Here is a 19286-nt window from a genome sequence, read left to right on the forward strand (position 1 = left end):
ATGGAAACACGCGCAAACTATATTTTTATTGGGCTTATTTCGTTGCTACTGCTATTTGGAAGCATAAGTGGCATTCTTTGGCTCAGCAAAAAGGGCGATCAAGGCAATATTGCCATCTATGATGTTCTTTTCCGTGAGGCTGTAACCGGTCTAAGTACGGGCAGTCCCGTACAATTCTCCGGTATTCGCGTGGGCGAAGTGGATCAGCTCAGTCTCGATCCTGATGATCCTCGCGTGGTTCGAGCACGCATCCATGTCGCCGCAAGTACCCCCGTTGATGCAAACACGCGTGCACGACTGACCCTATTGAATATCACAGGTGCAAGCGGTATTGAGCTTCAGCCGGGCCCAGTTCTGGCAGAAGCTCGGTTCCACGAACCGGGAATCCCCGTGATTGAAGCGGAGCCCTCCCCCTTCACAAGGCTTCGATTAAGCTCGGAGGAATTGCTTGTGAAATTAGGGACGTTTCTCGACAGTACCATTGCGCTTGTATCCGAGGAAAACACGCAAAAAATCTCCAATATTCTCGAGAATCTCGAACGCTTCAGCGAAAACATCAATACCAGTAGCGCTCAGTTTGATCAAACCCTTGAGGAGGTAAATCAGCTCCTCAACCAGTTTTCCGGCCTCGCCACTCGGGTTGAAGAACTATTAGACGATCAAGGCAGTGCAACCTTCGCGGATGTGCGCGTTGCCATGGCGCAGTTTGCAGAGCTCAGCGAACGCTTCAATTCCCTTTTAACGGATAATGAAGCAGCCATTCAGAGCGGCTTTGACGGTATAAATGATATTGGACCCGCAGTGAATGAACTGCGTCAAGCGCTCGCGGCGATGGGGATGATTTTGCAGCAAATCGACCAAAATCCTGCTGCTTACTTTTTCGGCCGAGAACAATTGAAGGAGATTAAAGAATGATAACAATTCCTCACCTCCGCGGATTCGTTACCGCCCTCTTAGGTTGCACTCTGCTCGTTGGCTGCACTGTGATTCCAAAAGCTGAGTCCGTCACGAGTTACCGGCTCACTCCAGCAAGCGTTTCAGAACCGGCTCAGTCGGATGAAATCGTGCGCAGCATCCGTATTCAACGGCCGAATGCGAGTGACCTGCTCACCGGCGATCGGATATTGCGAGTGGAGCAAGATGGAAGCTATGCAGCATATGCTGGGGTCCGGTGGAATAATACATTGCCGATATTATGGCGAGACTGGCTCCTGGATTCATTATGGCGTGACGCTCGCTTTGCTGAAGTGACAGCAGATGTTGATCAGGCACGAGTGCGCCACGTTGTGACCGGTACCCTACGCGCCATGCATATTGAGCAAGGATATGCGGTCGTCCGCTACGACGTCCAACTCATGCGACACGATACCCGGGCCATCACAAGTGAACAGAGTTTTTCAGCGCGCGTACCGCTTGAGGCATCGGGTGCGAGCAACGCAACCCGCGCCTTAGGAAATGCCGCAAATCAAGTCAACGCTGAAGTGCGCGACTGGTTACACCGCGAAATCTTAGCGTTGTAAGGGAGCCAACCGAAGTAGACAGTTATCGCATGTATTTCGCACGAATCAGAAATGAGTATGCAACCACAAAGGCTGTTTCTTGAAATCCTTTCAGGCCGGTTGCCTTAAATTCAATGGGCAATGGATTGCGCTTTAAAATCTCTTTTTGTTCGCTCCCCGAGAGAATGTAGGTGTCAACCGTCGGGATAAGCTGTAGCGCGGCCTCAATCTTAAAACCAACAGCGGCACCCGCAAATTTACCTTTTTGTGGCCGTTCTTTAATTGCGACAACATCCACTTTGTAGTCTTCGAAGAGCTTTTTCAAACCAAATTGAAATTTGCGCACAGACTCAGCATCCTGATCTTTACTGAGCTGAAAGCGTAGTTGCCGGCAGTCCGGAATCTCGAATAGATCCCCATCTAATTCCATCAAACAGATAATGGCCTCGTTGCTTTTAATTTCAACTCCACATACGCGCATTTTAAGCTCCTTGTCGCAATCCTCATATGGCGCGCATTACACCTTAGCAATGCCGCCCTTGCAAGTGATTATCTATCATAATGGTCGCTCAATTCACTTACAAAGCTAGCGATTCCGAGCGAACATGAGTAATCTTAGTGTCTGAAACATATAAAATTAAGGATTCTCTTTCGTGATGCGGCACCCGCTTTCTTGGTTTATTTATATTGGCTTATTTTGTTTCTCGCTCGCGTCGATTAACATCGCTCGAGCGCAGGATGAGGGCATGGAATATGAACAAACCCTTGCTCAACTAGAGCAACAGCTCGCCGAACTCCGTCAGAACAAAGCGGACCTTGATCAACAATATGAAAACCTTGCCGGCAGCCGGCTTCTTCATCGCGTCCTGTTGGAGCAGCGCGCGAGCTTACCACGGTTCACAATCACCGATCTAAACGATGTCTTAGCCGAACACCGATTAGCGCTTTTCTATCTGCAACGCCAGTTACGCCAAGCGGAAGAGGCCAACCTCCCCACGGAACAATTGCGCCTTGAAAAAGAACGTCTTGAGGCAACAATCGAGACGCTCGTGACGCTCATGGACACCCAGCGACAGTTGTCTGTAGCCACCCAAAACTTCGCTGCACAATTGGAAGAGTATCTTTTCTGGACTCCCAGTGAGCCGCCCATTAATCGAGATTGGTGGCTTGCACTGCCACAACGCACCGAACAACAACTCACACGGATCCAAAGTGCAACGAGCGCCATGCTGCGCAATGTATCCCTGCAATGGAATGGGTACGTGCTCTTTCTTCTCATCGCACTTGGGCTCCTCGCTTGGAAGCGCCCCTATTTCAAACGATCACTTAAAACCTATGAATCAGAGGTCAGAAACACGGAAACCCAAGCGTCGCCTTGGCTGGTCCCTATCGCGCTGACCAAAATGGCCTTGTATGTCCTTCCGGGCACTATCGCATTACTCGCTCTTGGTCAGTTCTTTCATTCACCCTCAGACGCGGAACATTTAAATCCCGGTGCTGCTTTTACCGCACTGGCGTTTGCGTGGTTTATGTTGAGCTTCCTGCATAAACTGACAAATCCAAACGGCTTTGCACATCACTACTTTAATTGGCCGAAAGAAACCTGCGCCCGCTTACGTAAATTTCTTTGGCTTTTGGGCTGTATGTTGTTACCGCTCACATTCGTTTTAGCATTCGCCATTCAACAAACCACCCTGTATGCGGAAGATGTGCTTGGAAGTCTATCGCTGCTTCTTGCGAGTCTTTATTTACTCGGGATTATTATTTGGTTGTTTGTGAAGCTCCCTCCGCTTTACGCATCCTTGTATGTCCACCGAGCCATTGCCGGGGCATTCCTCATTCTACCAATCAGTCTGATGTTGATGGTGTTCAATGGTTATTACTACACCGCGTTAAAGCTGAGTGGTTATTACCTTGCAACCTTTTATGTGCTCTCTGCGTGGGTGATCCTCGAAGCCAGTATTCATCGTTCCATTCAACTGTCCACTGAGCGATTGCGAGTACAGCAGGCAGACGAAAGAGCGCGCGCCTTGGCTGAGCTTGAAGCGGCAGGTGATACGGAGCAAAGCAAGGAGATCCCTGAACCCGAAGTGGATCCTGAACAAGCATATCAGCAAGCAATTCGGCTTGGACGCTTTGTCTTACTGGTGGTGTTTACCTTTGTACTCTTTACCGTTTGGTCCGATGCGACCGTCGCACTGCAGTATCTAGATACTCAATTTATCTGGCAACCGTCCGATGATGTGGGCGTCTTCCCGGTCAGCTTAGGGGCACTCCTCACCGCAGCCTTTATTACCATTGTCAGTGTGATTCTGGTTCGTAATCTTCCCGGTCTATTGGAAATGCTCGTTCTTTCGCGACTCAACCTAGAAATGGGCACGTCATATGCGGTTACCTCCCTTCTAAATTACGTTTTGGTGGGGATTGCAGTGGTCGCTATCTTCGGCACCCTGGGGATGCAATGGAGTCAACTTCAATGGTTAGCTGCCGGTCTTACCGTTGGCCTAGGCTTCGGTCTGCAAGCCATTTTTGCCAACTTTGTGTCGGGACTAATTCTTTTCTTCGAGCGCCCAGTTCGGGTCGGTGATATCGTCACCCTCGATAATCTCTCGGGTCGAGTGAGCAAAATTCGCATCCGTGCCACAGTCATCACTGATTTTGACCGGCGCGATATCGTCGTTCCGAACCAAAACTTTATCACCAGTAAGTTCGTCAATTGGTCACTCAGCAACACAGTGACACGAATTACCATTAAAGTGGGTGTGGCATATGGTTCAAACTTGGAAAAGACGCGGGAGATTTTGCTCGATATTGCAGACAAGGAGTCCCGCATCCAAAAAGATCCGCCACCACAAGCGCTATTTTTAAGTTTTGGCGAAAGTACGCTCGATCATGAGCTCCGCGTGCATGTGGGTGCTTTAAAAGACCGTAATCCGACGATTGACGCGGTGAACCGTGAAATTGATCGGCGCTTCAGGGAGGCAGGAATCGAGATCGCATTTAATCAGATCGATGTTCACTTCCGCAATGAACTGGGTATCGAGAAACTGATTGAGCGAAGAGAACCACCCCAGGGCTCACCGCAAAAATCCGACTAACACGAAGCAAAGACGCCGAGGTTAGCCTGGCGTTTGATACTTCGGCATGACGCCGCGAACACGCTGAACATAGTTACGTGTTTCGGCAAAAGGGTGGCGCTGGATTAGTCGCTGATAGACTTGTTCTGGGGTTAAACGGTTGATTTCCTGCAAGGCTTGGTCTTGGGTGCTGCCAAAGGTTCGAAAGACAGCGCCCATTCCGCCATTATAAGCCGCGATTTTAGCCCATGTTCGGCTTTGGGGGTGGGTAATGCGGTTAAGGTAAATCTGGTCCAGAAGGTGCAAATAACCTGTACCGATGTCGACATTAAAGTCAGGTACAAACAACTGTTCACGGGTTGGCTCCCCACTTTGCCCTTTGATTCGCTCAAACACATCACGACCCGCAGTACTGGGTACCACTTGCATTAATCCAAGCGCGTTGGCTGGGCTGACGGCATACGGATTAAACGCGCTCTCAATTTCAATCACGGAGTATACAAGGCTCGGCGCAATGTCATACGCACGACTATGGCGCAGAACCGAGTCTGAGAATTGCAGTTGACGTAAGTGTAAGTGATTATCAACGAGATCGACCCGGACCGAATGTATGTTCCGACCTTCTGAGGTTCGCGTTTGCAGATGATTATTCGTCAGAAACGCGGCAAATCGCTCCGCACGCCACATGTAGCGGATGGCTTCGCCATCGTGATCCAACACTTGCTCATACAAGAAAGGTTCATCACCGAGCTCAGGCTCGACATCTGTAAAAATATCTTCAACCGTGATGTTTTTGGGCGTAAGCAGCGTTAATACAACGGCTTGCTGAAGCTGTTCAATCGGGTTTGCTTCATCGATGGTTTCGACCTGCAAGTATCCGCGTTCGAAGTCAATAATGGCGCGTGCTTGATATGCATTTGAGTATTTAACGAAGCGCTTTTCAGATGGAACCTCGCTCTCATCTTCACCCCAAACTTCTTCGATCACAACGCTCAAGAGCTCTAATAGTTCCCGTAACGTTGAAATGTTCCGAATGCCCTCGAGACCGCCATACGGCTCAAGATGTTCATCGAGAATGATACGCGCATACTCACGGGCCTGAGTTCGCTCAGCAATCGTGCGCAGATCCTCACTCGAGAGAGAGCAACTCGTTAAACCAAACGTGGCCAACAAAACGGCGGGTAGAAGCCCAATTCGTGCACTTTTCGAATAAAAACTTGGCGTATTAATTCTCAAGGTTGTTTCCATTTTTAACCCAAGCCATTGAATGGCTCTAAGTGTAAGAGAAAACCCCGATGATCTCGAATGAAGTAAAGAAAATAACGGGTAAAAATTGAGTGCTCAATTAACGCAATGAAATGGACAGATTGCTCGCGGCATCAAGCGTTACTGTATAAGAAACCGGCAGCGCAGCGTCCCGCGGAGTGCGTACAACAGCAAGGCAAAGCAGCTCCTTTTCCACATAGTTCTTGCGGATCTGGCGTGGGTTTTCAAGTTGTATCTCGCGAGCTTGGCTTTGCGCAAGGGACAGGAGATCAGACTCACTCTCCGCAAGCGTTTCATTGCCCAGATACTCTTCGAATAATTGTGCAGTGAAGCGCGACTGACTCTCCGAAATAACCAATTCGTGAACTTCTGCACTCCCGCAGTTAAAACGCGCGTCCCCGCAACCCATCATCAAGAACGCCACACCAAAGGCGGTTATGCGCTGGGCGAAAGCCTTGCCTGTTTGTTGCGTCATCGCGAAGCTCCTCACATGGTTATTTTTGCGGCATTTTATTGCAGATAGTGCCCGCTCTAAAGTTAAAACCTGTTATATTTTTGTTGTTATACAGTAAGATAATGATTCTTATGGAGATATAATGTAATCCTCACTATTACATAAAGTTACATCAAGACGGATTTGCCATCTCGACACGGGCCGAAGCACTCTAATTTAGAGATAAGCTGACCCCGTAATTACTGAAAATGTCACAAAAATCTGCTACTTTGACGCGATATTTTGAACAGTGGACATGCGAATATGAAAAACCCAATCCTTGTTGGGGGTATGAGCTCCTTGTGCTTGCTTATTGCAGCGTGCAGCCCCAATAACGAAAGCACTAGCCCTGCCGTCTCCGAAGAAACCAGTCAACCGAGAGCCATCCTCATTAGCATTGATTCTGCCAATGAGCGTATCATGCGCGATTCACTCACCCGCGAGCAGGTGCCGTCGTTTTACGAGGTGTTTGAGCAAGGCGCGTGTACCAACGGAGTACAAGCTGCATTTCCGTCTCTGACCGCGGCAGGTCATGCGGCACTGTGGACCGGAACCTACGGAAATATAAACAACATTTCTGGCAATAACTTACATCCACTGCCGCGCGACCAGCATACGGTTTTGGCCTCCGCATCGGGATACAGTCCAGATAACTCAAGTGCGGAGCCCATCTGGATTAGCGCAGGATTTGCCGGTCTAAAGGCAGGTGGCCACCATGTAACCCAGGCGCCAGGAGTTCCCGGCTTCCCCTCAGCCGTTGGTGAGCGCACACCAGAAAACGAAGCGGCACGACAGCGCGTTATCGAAGGGTACTCGAAAGAGAACGTGGTGGTAATGAATGGGTACAATGATCAAATCCAAAGCGACGCCATGCTCCGTGCAGCGGACGTCAGCTGGGAAAATCAACCAACATGGGCAAACCTAGAGCAACTCAATTCAGAGCGATCGCCGCAGTTTTTCTCGTTTTCAAACAATGCCGGTCAATTTTACGGTGTGGTGTTCGGAAATGATGCCTATGACCACGTGGCTGTAAATACTGCACCGGATGTAAACGGTGCGACCATCGCTTACGCGGCAGAGGTTGAACGTTCGCCTTTTGCAAACCGCCCTCTCGCTCGGCATTTCTCGGATCCACTTCGTGTTGAACATGAGCGCGGGGCTGTGTTTTTGCGGCTTCGGCTATTTGAGGTTGCCGAAGACGGACGTGACTTTATGCTATTCCATCCGCCCATGCATGTCATTGAAGTCAACCATGCGGATGCGCGTATTGCATACGAGAACTACGTGCAAGGCTGGTTTGGTAATTCAGCGACACGCATGTACTCCCGTGGCGAGTTTGGTGCGCCCTTCTACGATGGCGGTGATGGGCTTGCAGAAGCTCGCTACATGGAAACCGCGGAACTCGAAACCAAATTATTTAATCGCGGGTCCCAGTGGTTCTGGGACGAGCTCGGTGTTGAGTTGCTCGTCGATTACTTCCCGCTTGGCGACTCAATTGATCACACGATCAAAGCCTTTACCTACGAAGGCTATCCAGGTTTCAATGCCGATTATGCAGAGCAAGCCCATGCGCTGCGTGGGGCCGTCTGGGAGCTTGTTGATCACCGGTTACGTCATTTAATGAACCTTGCTCAGCAAGATAATGCAGCAGTTTTTGTTGTTGGTGACCACGGTATGCGGACAAGTTGGCGTGAATTCCGGCCCAATGTATTGTTACAACAAGCAGGTCTTCAGTATCTCGACAATAATGGCATGATCGATCTCAGCCGAAGTAAGGCCGCCTCGAATACAGGGAATTGGATCACGGTTAATACCACCGACTTCCGAGGCGGCACCGTCGCGCCCGAAGACAAAGATGCGGTCATTGCTGAAATCGTGACTGCCCTCGAAAGTCTCGTCGATGAAAATGGCAATCGCGTGCTTGAGCGCGTCTATGTAGCAAGTGAACATCCAGAACTTGGGATTGGCGGCCCGGCAGGTGGCGACGTCTATTGGGCTGAAGCGCATGGTTTTCGCAGCGGACGCGCCCATCGCGCTGACGGCGCAATTGGCTCCATTCGCTTGTGGGCAACCCACTCCCATGCGTCTACTGAACCACTGATGCAAACCGTAACCTGTGCATGGGGTGGTGGCTTTGAAGCAAATAGAATCCCCATGAGCCGACAGATTGATGTCGCACCGACCGTCGCAGAATATCTTGGGGTCCCCGCTCCTGCACAATCCGTCGGAACGTCATTACTGGATGCGTTGAAAACAATCAACGAGTAAACGACTACTGCATCAAACTGAGGAGGCCAGCAAATGCTGGCCTTCTTTATGAAGCCTTTGTGTCCGATGCTTCGATGTCGTCGAGTTCTTGTTCCAGACGACGACTTTCATCCGCCCGTGGCTTGCTAAATCGCGCGAGTGCGAGGTAAAGCACCGGTGTTAAATATAACGTGAATAAAACCGCGATCCCCAAACCTCCAAAGACGACCCAGCCAATCGCGTTACGTGCCTCCGCACCGGCGCCGGTTGATAGAATCAACGGCAGTGTACCAAGTAGTGTCGATACTAACGTCATGGTGATTGGGCGAACACGAATTTCAGCTGCTTCGGAAACCGCCTCATACACCGACCGTCCCTGATCTCTCAGTTGATTTGCAAACTCGACCAATAGAATGGAGTTCTTGGCTATCAAACCAATCAACATCACTAAGCCTATTTGCGAATAAATATTGAGCGATGTGCCGGTCAGGAAAAGCGCGAACATCGCTGCAGCCAAGCCAAAAGGCACGGTAATCATCACGACGACCGCACTATTGACGCTCTCAAACTGGGCCGCTAGGACTAAGAACACGATTATCAAAGCAAATACAAAGGTAATCAGGACATCCTGAGATGCCTCTTCAAATGCTTCTGCTTCTCCTAGCAATACAAGACTCGAATTCGATGGGAGCTCTGCTTGAGCGAGCGCTCTAAGACGCGAAACCGCATCTCCGAGTGAGATTGTATCTGGGAGATCCATATCCAATTCAATGGCTCGTCGTTGAGCATGCCGCTCAAGCTCTGCAGCGACGCCTTCCTCTTGGATGGATACCAACGCAGACAGCGGAATTAGTTCACCATCACGTGAATTTACATAAAGGTTGGTCAACCCCGAGGGGTCACGCACCAAGGAACGTTCGGCTTGCAAGATAATCGGAATGGCTTGATCCGCGACGTTTAAATCCACCAGCTCATCACCATTAATAGCAACCCGCAGGGTTGCCGCTACACTGGAAAGTGGCACATCCAATGATTCAGCTTGAACCCGATCAATATTGACGCGCATCTGCGGTTGCGAGGGGTTGTATGAGATTGACGGTGTCCCTAATTCTGGGATCTCACGTTCAATAGCCGCAGCAAAATCTCGGGCGACTTGATAAATCTCAGCGTAATCATCCCCCGTAATAGCAACCTCTATCCCACCTCCGGCGCCTCGTAGATTGAGGCTATTTGCACCGGCTGCACGACCTGGCGCGCCTGGAACCGACGCCAGTGGTTCACGAATTTCAGCCAGAATATCTTGCTGTGAGCGTTCCCGTTCACCCCATGGCACCAAGGGCACCACGACAAACACTCGGTTCGGATCCCACTGGCCGACAATTGTCAAAATACGCGCGACATCGCCGTCCTCAACATACGGGAGCAAAATATCTTCAATACGTTGCGCTTGCCGGTCCATAAATGGCAAGCCGACCCCATCCGGACCCTCAGCAAAGATACGAATTCGCCCACGATCTTCCGGCGGAAGTAACTCCGAATTTAGCTGTTGGTACGTAAAGAACGCCGCACCGGCGGCAATCAACGAGGCGATAATTACCCACAGTGCATGTTTAAGGGCAAAACTAAGCGAGCGAATGTAGCCATCTCGAAGTGCGGTTCCGAATTTGCTTATTGTGGACGTACGCGAACCACCCAACGGTAATCGCGCGGCAAAAGCCGGAACCAAAGACAACGCAACAAAAGACGAAATCATCACGGCAACTGCGAGGACACCACCAAATTCCCGAAATAATCGCCCTGCGGTTGATGGTAAAAAGGCAATGGGAACAAATACGGCGACAAGAACAGCGGTTGTGGCAACGACCGCAAAAAATACTTCTCGCGTTCCAACCACAGCCGCCGCACGAGCGCCCATGCCCTGCGCTCGACGACGCTGAATATTCTCAGTCACCACGATCGCATCATCCACGATCAGACCCGTTGCAAGCACCAATGCAAGCAGCGTCAGGATGTTAATCGAAAAGCCCAGTATCCAGAGCGCAGCAAGCGAGCCAATCAATGAAACTGGAATGGCGAGCGCGGGAATAATCGTCGGACGAAAAGCGCCAATAAATAACCAAAGCGTCGAAACGACCAAAATAACCGTAAACGTCAGACTAAAAAGAACTTCACGAATGGAATCTCGAATAAATTCAGCATCATCCGCCATGAGGCGAACGTCCATTTCGGGAAAGCGCTCATCGAGAGAACCGAGCAGTCGCTGCACTTCATTGGAGATTTCAATTGCATTTGAGCTCGCTTGGCGAATTACGGCAAGTCCAAGCACGGGCGAACCGTCAAGCCGAACAAAGTTGCGGGCATCTGCTGGACCGAAATACACATTGGCAATGTCCCCAATCGTGATATTGTCCCGTATCACAATGGCCGCGACTTGCTCTGCATTGACAGAGGTCGCATCGGCTCGGACGATCAGCTGCTGATCACTGGAGCGAATGCTGCCTGCAGGCACATCGAATGGAGCATCGCGAAGGGTCTCAGAGACTTCGCTAATGGTGAGCCCAAACCCCGCCATACGCATGGGATCTAACATGACCCGGAGCACTCGCTGACGATCACCATTCACGGTAACATCCGCCACGCCGGGGATATTCAAAAGCAGTGGTATTAAATCTGTGTCCACCCGTTCACTCAGGGTTTCAAGATCAAGACGTTCACTTGCAACCGTTAACCGAACGACCGGATCGGCATTGTTATCTGCCTTAATCACTGCGAGACGTTCTACATTTGGTGGGAGATCTCGTTCTACTTGTGCGATGGCCTCCCGAATGTCATTCGCAGCCGCATCAAGGTCCGCTCCAGGCCTAAACTGCACAACAATCCGCGTGCTGTCTTCCTCACTAGAGCCATAGATAGATTGAACGCCATTAACCCGCGCAATCGCTCCCTCGAGTAAACGTGTTACTTCCGTATCAACAGTCTCCGGTGCAGCACCTGGAAATTGCGCGGTCACTGTCACAATCGGACGGTCAACATCGGGAAGCTCTCGTACTTCAACGCCGTTGAGCGCCGCGAGCCCCGCGATAATAATCAGTAAATTTAAAACGACAATAAGGACCGGTCGGCGAATACTCAGTGAAGGAAGGTCTGCTTGTGATCCGGTAAATTTCATTGGGCGAACTCCGAATCATCGGTAAAGCGCAACCGCATGTCCGCTCGGAGACTTTGCACCCCCTCCACGATCAACGTTTCATTCTCTCCAAAATCGCCGGCAACGAGCACGCGTCCGGACCGACGTTGGCGAACTTCCACATCGACCCGTGTTGCATAATAGGCTTCCCCCTCCTGGCGGACGACCCAAACGAAAGCCTCGGTCGCTCCCCACATGAGTGCAGCTTCAGGAATCACTGCATACTCGGCGCCACGTGCACTCATTTGCACTCGGAAACTCATACCAGGGCGAAATGTGTCGTCCTCGTTTTCGAGGAGCGCACGCACCCGAACCATACGACTGCGCTCATCCACTCGCGAATCAATCTCAACGATCGTTGCTTCGAGCCCATTCGACGCCCGTTGCCATGGAACCACACGAACTTCTGGATTCGACTGCAGAATATGAAGCGCTGATTCAGGCACGCGAAAATCAATAAAGAGCGAACTGCGATCATCAATAGTGGTTACGCGCATTTGCTCGGTCACCCGATCCCCCGGCTCCACATCGGTAATTCCCACCACCCCGCGAAACGGCGCTTCAACGCGGCGGTCTTGCCACTCGATTTCTGCCTGCTGAAGTTCAACACGACGCAGTTCAAGTTGCGTCTCTGCATCATCCAAGTCACTTTGTGGAATGGATCCTTGCTCCCGTGAGAGTCGTAAGCGCTCGTAACTCCGTTCTGCATCCGCAAGTTCGATGCGTGCCCGCGCTCGATTGACCGTTTGACGGCGGTCATCCAGACGAAGAAGTAAGGCACCTTCTTCGACCCAAGTCCCCGGCTGAATATTCACTTCACGGGCAAAATCGGAAGCGCTTGGAAAAAGCTCCACAGAGCGCACCGCTCGGGCACTCCCCACAACATCCACCCGCTGCTCCTCTTGCTCGAAGGTCAGCGGTTTTACAAGCACGAGTGTTCCCTCTTCCGCATCAGCCTTTAAGGGCAGAAAAAGCACCGCAAGCGAGAGAAACAGAAAAATACCAATGCGCGCTCGAGAATATTGGATTGCGTTTAAAATATTTGAAGCCACGGAGCACCTTATCGATTTCGTATTCAATAGGTATACGCCCAAGGTTAGGAGATGATCACTTTTTACGGATTCTTTACGGGATAGCACCCTCAGTCATTTGACCGGCATCAAGGACATGCACGAATCCGCTGCTTATACTATGTCGCACGCAACACAACAGGAGTCCTTCATGCATTGCGCATCAGTCCGAGAAGCTCTAGAAATCATTGAAAATCATGATGTGATTTGGTGTCACTCAATGGCCGCAACTCCTTCGCTCCTACTCGAAGGGCTTGCTGAATTTGCCTATGAACGCCAGGGCCTGACTCTGTTACAGCTCCATACTGAAGGTTCCGAATGCCTAGATTCAGCATCCCTTGCGCCACATATTCGACAACGCGCCTTTTTTGTCGGTCGTGCTACGCGCGGAGCTGTGAGCCGAGGATATGCCGACTATGTGCCGGTTTTTCTCTCAGAGATTCCGAAACTGTTCCGAAGCGGCGTCCAACCCGTTGACGTTGCATTGATTCAAGTATCTGCGCCAGATATGCACGGTTGGTGTAGCCTCGGTGTTTCAGTGGAAGCAACGCGTGCGGCTGTGCAAATGGCGAAAAAGGTTATCGCCTGGATCAATCCTGCAATGCCACGAACCCATGGCGACGCCATGATTCATCTGGATGAGATTGACCGTTACGTACATTTCAGTCAATCGCTTCCCGATCATAAAGCGCCGCAACAAAATGAGGTCACTCGGCGAATCGGTGAACACGTAGCGAGCCTCATTCGTGATCGTGATTGTTTGCAAATGGGAATCGGTGCAATCCCCGATGCGACGCTCGGTTGTCTTGGGACGCACAAAGACCTCGGAATTCATACGGAAATGTTCTCAGATGGTATTCTTCCCCTCGTGGAGTCCGGCGTCATCACCAACGCATTTAAGAAAAAACATCGAGGCAGAATTGTTACAACCTTTGCGATGGGCTCGCCACGACTCTACGCTTTTATAAACGACAATCCTTCCGTGGCATTTCTTGATGTGGAATACACCAACGACACGTCAGTGATCCGTCAAAATCCTCAAACCGTCTCGATTAACAGTGCACTGCAAATTGACTTGAGTGGTCAGGTCTGCGCTGATTCAATCGGGACTCAAATTTACTCAGGCGTGGGTGGGCAAATGGACTTTGTTCGCAGCGCCGCACTCTCCGAAGGGGGACGATCGATTATCGCACTCCCGTCGACCGCAGCCAAAGGTACGTGTTCACGAATTGCCTCAGTATTGAGTCCGGGAGCCGGTGTTGTCACCACACGAGCACACGTTCATTATGTGGTTACCGAACATGGGATCGCCGATTTACGCGCAAAATCAATGCAAGAGCGCGCACGAGCCCTCATAGCGATCGCTGCGCCTGAGTTTCAAGAAGATCTGGCGCGCGCGGCGCGTGATACGTGGAAGCTGTCTGTCTAAATCAACTCAGTGTGAGCGAGTCGTTTGATTGACTGCGTTCGAGATGATTTCTACGGAAGCCCCGTAGCGCGCATGTTCAGGCGCGAGCATTTGCGCGATCTCAGCCGCGAGTAATGCCTCCTCGCCTCGATTTTGTCGAACCAGTGCCCAGGCTAAATTAAAGAATATCGCCGGCTCTTCTGCAGCTATTTCGGAAGCCTTGTAATAATAGAATTCAGCTTCACTAAAGCGCCCTTGCTGAAAGGCAATATTACCCAATCCAAACGGAGCCATGTATTCTGAGGGCCAACGCTCCATCGCCAACCGATAACTCGCTTCGGCGAGCTCAAACCGTCCTTGTTGTTCTTGCGCGGCAATCGCGGCGAAATAACGAATGGGTTCTGCTGTGGCTGGCAACTCACCCAGCGCTGGAACCACCATCGCCCAGTAATTCCCGCCGCGCCAACTGTGCTCAAACGCACGTAACGACATGGTTTCACGCTCTGTTGTTCCTGATCGCAAAATCACTTCGTTGCGTCTGGGGTTATAGCCAATAACCACTGCGTAATGCCAAATCGGCCACCGAGCAAAACCTAAATTTTGCAAAACCAAAACCGGGTTCCCCGCCTCAACCTCTTTAAATAGATCCGCCAATTGCGGGCGAATCACATAAGGGATCCGCTCAGCTCGTCGAGCCGCGCCCAGTAGCTCTGATTGCAGACTGCCCTCACGTTCCGGTAGATACACTTGGGGCTTTAGTGTTTCGGGGGTCGCATCATCCACACCGGCCACATTTAAGACCGTCGCTAATGCCGCGGGACCACACTGAAATTCATCTTGTGGGTAAAAAGGCGTGTTTGTCAGCTCTACATCACTAAGGGTTTGCGAATCCAGATAACGGTACTGCATGGGAGTGGAGCTGCAGCCAATGAGGAAAATCAGAAGACAAGATAAAAGAAGTTTTTGCAGCGCGTCGGGCCACTTCGTCATAAAACCGCCTAAAGAAGGTATTCAAACAGGAAGATATGCCCGCCGAATGGCGGGCACAACGCGCTCTACTTACCGGAAAAAAACAAGCCAAATAATAATAGCCACAAGAATAACCGTGGTACTCACACTAATTCCAGCACCCGCTGGCATTTGATCAATACCGGCTGTTAATTCCATGACCTCTTCGTCCGTCATAGCGGCCACTCGATCCAAGGCTTCTTGGGGATCGACACCAAACCGAACAAGTTGCTCTTGCACGTCATCCCGCATGAGCTGCTCACTCAGTTGTGCACGATTCAAACCTGACTGCTGCTCTGCCACAACTTCATGGGTTGCTACAATGTCCGCCTGCGCTTGAGGAATAACTGCAGGATTCAACACGAAGCTACCTAAGACCAATGACGTTCCAATAACAAGTGATTTTTTCATGACAGATCTCCATGTTAGATGTCACTTATAAACGTAGACTATCCAATCGGAAATGTCTGGGAATTACAGGTAATTATTTTGAAAAAGTCTTGAAAAACCATTAATTACAAGCGAATTTCGCCCTTTTCGATCTGCTCAAGAAGTTCTGAATTCAATGGCTCGTAGCCTCGCTCTGAATTTACCAGGACATAAACAGACTCCCCCTGTTCCCAAACACGATAGCCAAGTTTCTTAAGTTCTGATTTCTTGATCTTAAGTGTGGTGGTGGTTTCGTGATATCCCTCCTGAATACGAACGAAAATCGGCACCGCATAATCGGGTAACTTAGCCCGCAAATAACGATAGAACCGGGCTCCATCAAACGATAAATTTTCCCGCAAACATACCGAAGCCATTCCCGCGCGCCCTTCGGTATGCGGAACGGCAACGCCATACACGACCGCCTCCGACACATCTGGATTGGATTGAATTTCTGCCTCGACTTGGGTGGTTGCCACATTTTCCGATTTCCACCGGAAGGTATCCCCAACCCGGTCAATAAACGCGATGTGACGGAACCCTTGATCACGCACAAGATCGCCGGTATTAAACCAACAATCCCCCGTCCGAAACACATTCTTCAACACTTTGGCCTGGCTTGCTGCTTCGTTGTTTGTGTAACCATCAAAAGGTGTTGTGTTGGTGACTTCTGCGAGCAAGAGACCCACTTCCCCTTTTTTTACTCGCTGCATCCGTCCTTTGGAATTCACTACCGGTTGGTCCTGTTCGACATCATATTGGACAATCGCAAAGGTCATCGGCGAAAACCCTACGGTGCGCTTTAGATTAAAGACATTTACAAATCCAATGTTCCCTTCGCTCGCACCATACAATTCATAAATCTCGGGTATCTTGAAACGCGTTTGAAATTGATCCCAAATTTCACTGCGCAAGCCGTTTCCGAGGACCGCTCGAATTTGATGATGCGTCTCCCCATTTTGCTCTTCTTGATTTAAAAGGTATCGACACAGTTCACCAATGTACACAAAGGTCGTCGCCGTGTGCTGTGATATATCATGCCAAAACTGTCGCGCACTGAACTTACGCGCAAGCGCCAGAGAGGATTGGGTCATGATGACTGAGCTCAACGAGGCGGACAATGCAGTATTGTGATAGAGGGGCAGACAGCAATAATGAATATCATTTGCGCGCAGCCCGAGTGCCATACGCCCGAAGCCGACCCCGGCTTTCATCCAGCGCAAATGGGTCATCGCAGCAGACTTCGGAAGCCCCGTTGTGCCCGAAGTAAACACGTAGAAACTTGTGTCTCCTAAAGTAACCTGAGACGTTGTGACTGGGTTTTCTTCTGATGCCTCGCGGGCACGCTCCATCAGGTCTGGGAGCGCTGTTTCCCCCGCGACACGCCCATAACGAAAACATGGCATGGTTTCTGTCAACCCCGAATTGTGTTCACGAAGGCTCAAGAACGCAGACTCACCACCTTCACCGATGATCATCATTTTGGGCTGAATAATATCGAGGCTATGCACGAGTACCCCAGCACGCTGTTTATGATTCATCATTCCAGCGACTGCTCCGAGTTTATTCACCGCGAATACAGCAATGAGCAATGCGGGAGCGTTCTCAAATAACAACGCCACACAATCGCCTTTCTTGACGCCGATCGCAGCAAGCGTATGTGCAAGTTGGTTAACCTGTTGGTTAAAGCGCTTGTAGGTTATTTGTTCCGACTCGAAACGCAAAAATATTCGGTTAGGACACGTTCGTGCAGCATTTTCTAGGAACAGCCCTGTTGAGCCTATATCGCTGCGTTGAGCGGTTTTTAAAAGACGATTTGCACGAAGAAATGCTGGGATCCGCGGGGCAAATCGCACCAAAGCGCGGAATAGCTCTGAAAAGCGATGAGTATGATGATTTGTCTGCATATTTTTATTATTTTTAGTCATAAATACACAGCAAGAATTAGCATAAAAAAGGCGCTCTTGCGAGCGCCTTTGTCACCTCAGTGGCGAAATATAATTAGAGCAAATCAAAGCGATCTGCGTTCATCACTTTAGTCCAAGCCGCGATGAAGTCTTTCACAAACTTCTCTTTCGCATCGTCTTGTGCATAGACTTCAGCAATCGCACGCAACTGTGAATTGGCACCAAATACCAAATCAGCGCGCGTTGCCGTCCATTTCACTTGACCACTTGACCGTTCAACACCCTCAAACTCCTCAGCGTCTTTCGATGTTGGACGCCATTCATAATCCATTGACGTCAAGTTCACGAAGAAATCGTTTGTCAGCTGGCCGACGCGATTGGTAAAGACACCATGTTTGTTGCCTTTGTAGTTCGCGCCAAGCGCACGCATACCACCCACCAATACTGTCATCTCAGGTGCAGTGAGCGTCAGTAACTGAGCACGGTCCAGCAACAACTCTTCCGTCGCAACTGAATACTTCTGCTTTAAGTAGTTGCGGAAACCGTCTGCGTACGGCTCAAGTACTTCGAACGACTCAACGTCCGTTTGCTCATCGGTTGCATCGGTTCGTCCAGGAGCAAAAGGTACTTTTACATCGAAACCAGCATCTTTCGCTGCTTTCTCAACCGCTGCAACACCACCTAACACGATCAGGTCTGCAAGGGAGATCCGTGTATTCCCTTTCTGTGCTGAGTTGAAGTCGCGTTGAATACCTTCATAGGTCGCCAAAACTTTCTTCAATTGTGCAGGGTTATTGGCTTCCCAATCTTTCTGAGGCGCCAAACGGATTCGCGCGCCGTTTGCGCCACCCCGGTTGTCCGAACCGCGGAAGGTAGAAGCCGAAGACCAAGCAGTGAAGACAAGCTCTTGAACACTCAAACCAGAGCCTAGAATAGTCTTCTTCAGCTCCGCGACTTGAGAATCGCTGACCAACTCATGATCCACTTCTGGAACTGGATCTTGCCAAATGAGATCTTCTTCTGGCACTTCAGGACCCAGATACCGCGATTTCGGCCCCATATCCCGATGCGTCAGCTTGAACCAAGCGCGGGCAAATGCATCTGCAAACTCTTCTGGATTCTTATGAAAATGCTCAGAAATCTTGCGATACTCTGGATCTTCCTTCATCGCCATATCGGCCGTCGTCATCATGATGCCAACTTTTTTCGATGCATCCTCTGCATCCGGCGCTTGGTGCTCAGGGCGGATATTTTTTGGCTTCCATTGATGCTTACCTGCTGGACTCTTCGTGAGTTCCCACTCGTAGCCGAGCAATACATCGAAGTACGTCATATCCCACTGAACAGGCGTTGGCGTCCACGCACCTTCAATACCGGACGTGATCGTGTCACTTCCTTTACCACTCTTGAAAGAGCTCTTCCAACCGAAACCTTGCTGCTCGATCGGAGCACCTTCAGGGTCCGCACCAAGATGAGACTCCAGGCCTGCACCGTGCGCTTTACCGAACGTATGTCCGCCAGCAGTCAAAGCAACCGTCTCATAATCGTTCATCGCCATCCGTTTGAAGGTTTCACGAATATCACGACCTGAAGCCACCGGGTCTGGATTTGCATCTGGGCCTTCTGGATTTACGTAAATCAAGCCCATTTGCACTGCGGCAAGTGGATGCTCTAGCTCGCGGTCGCCGGTGTAGC

The 19286-nt window shown here is 50.5% G+C and carries 14 protein-coding genes; 5 read left to right on the forward strand and 9 right to left on the reverse strand.

All coding sequences use genetic code 11. The features are described from left to right. Entirely contained in the window at positions 1-915 is a 915-nt protein-coding gene (locus CWE11_RS02190) for an MlaD family protein (RefSeq protein ID WP_126775952.1), read from the forward strand. Then, a complete protein-coding gene (locus tag CWE11_RS02195; protein WP_126775953.1) occupies positions 912-1520 on the forward strand; it encodes an ABC-type transport auxiliary lipoprotein family protein in 609 nt (202 codons plus the stop codon). Before CWE11_RS02190 ends, CWE11_RS02195 begins: the two co-directional genes overlap by 4 nt. Positions 1521-1542: 22 nt before the next feature. Here the strand turns inward: CWE11_RS02195 and CWE11_RS02200 are convergent, their stop codons facing one another. Further along, on the reverse strand, positions 1543-1980 hold the full coding sequence (locus CWE11_RS02200; RefSeq protein ID WP_126775954.1) for a DUF3010 family protein: 438 nt from the start codon (positions 1978-1980) through the stop codon (positions 1543-1545). Between the two features lie 175 nt (positions 1981-2155). On the opposite strand from CWE11_RS02200, the gene CWE11_RS02205 reads away from it, so the two are divergent. Continuing rightward, entirely contained in the window at positions 2156-4597 is a 2442-nt protein-coding gene (locus CWE11_RS02205) for a mechanosensitive ion channel domain-containing protein (RefSeq protein ID WP_198675559.1), read from the forward strand. Between the two features lie 21 nt (positions 4598-4618). Here the strand turns inward: CWE11_RS02205 and CWE11_RS02210 are convergent, their stop codons facing one another. Together CWE11_RS02210 and CWE11_RS02215 are read right to left on the reverse strand one after the other, a co-directional pair. After that, positions 4619-5812, reverse strand: coding sequence for a murein transglycosylase domain-containing protein (locus tag CWE11_RS02210; protein ID WP_198675560.1), 1194 nt, complete (start codon positions 5810-5812; stop codon positions 4619-4621). Positions 5813-5921: 109 nt separating this feature from the next. After that, complete coding sequence (locus CWE11_RS02215) at positions 5922-6317, reverse strand: hypothetical protein (RefSeq protein WP_126775957.1); 396 nt, start codon at positions 6315-6317, stop codon at positions 5922-5924. Positions 6318-6626: 309 nt separating this feature from the next. On the opposite strand from CWE11_RS02215, the gene CWE11_RS02220 reads away from it, so the two are divergent. Continuing rightward, positions 6627-8603 (forward strand): alkaline phosphatase family protein, encoded by a 1977-nt coding sequence (locus CWE11_RS02220; protein WP_275540952.1) that lies wholly within the window; start codon positions 6627-6629, stop codon positions 8601-8603. 46 nt (positions 8604-8649) lie between these two features. Here CWE11_RS02220 and CWE11_RS02225 read toward each other — a convergent pair whose 3' ends face one another. Both CWE11_RS02225 and CWE11_RS02230 read right to left on the reverse strand, forming a co-directional pair. Next, positions 8650-11751 carry an efflux RND transporter permease subunit gene (locus CWE11_RS02225; protein ID WP_126775959.1) on the reverse strand — a complete coding sequence of 1034 codons (3102 nt, stop codon included), beginning with the start codon at positions 11749-11751 and terminating at the stop codon, positions 8650-8652. Beyond that, a complete protein-coding gene (locus tag CWE11_RS02230) occupies positions 11748-12821 on the reverse strand; it encodes an efflux RND transporter periplasmic adaptor subunit (protein ID WP_241971694.1) in 1074 nt (357 codons plus the stop codon). Before CWE11_RS02230 ends, CWE11_RS02225 begins: the two co-directional genes overlap by 4 nt. Before the next feature lie 169 nt (positions 12822-12990). Here CWE11_RS02230 and CWE11_RS02235 point away from each other — a divergent pair, with 169 nt between their 5' ends. Continuing rightward, entirely contained in the window at positions 12991-14268 is a 1278-nt protein-coding gene (locus tag CWE11_RS02235; RefSeq protein WP_126775960.1) for an acetyl-CoA hydrolase/transferase family protein, read from the forward strand. Between the two features lie 6 nt (positions 14269-14274). On the opposite strand, the gene CWE11_RS02240 is transcribed toward CWE11_RS02235, so the two are convergent. From CWE11_RS02240 to katG, 4 genes are all read right to left on the reverse strand, one after another. Further along, complete coding sequence (locus CWE11_RS02240) at positions 14275-15237, reverse strand: PA2778 family cysteine peptidase (protein WP_126775961.1); 963 nt, start codon at positions 15235-15237, stop codon at positions 14275-14277. A 69-nt stretch (positions 15238-15306) separates the two neighbouring features. Continuing rightward, positions 15307-15666 carry a PA2779 family protein gene (locus tag CWE11_RS02245; RefSeq protein ID WP_126775962.1) on the reverse strand — a complete coding sequence of 120 codons (360 nt, stop codon included), beginning with the start codon at positions 15664-15666 and terminating at the stop codon, positions 15307-15309. A 104-nt stretch (positions 15667-15770) separates the two neighbouring features. Then, entirely contained in the window at positions 15771-17591 is a 1821-nt protein-coding gene (locus CWE11_RS02250; protein ID WP_157981274.1) for a long-chain-acyl-CoA synthetase, read from the reverse strand. A 94-nt stretch (positions 17592-17685) separates the two neighbouring features. Then, the coding region (gene katG, locus CWE11_RS02255; protein WP_126775964.1) for a catalase/peroxidase HPI at positions 17686-19286 on the reverse strand (1601 nt) is incomplete at its 5' end.

It is taken from the genome of Aliidiomarina sanyensis, assembly GCF_003987175.1.
Classification (GTDB): Bacteria; Pseudomonadota; Gammaproteobacteria; order Enterobacterales; family Alteromonadaceae; genus Aliidiomarina; species Aliidiomarina sanyensis.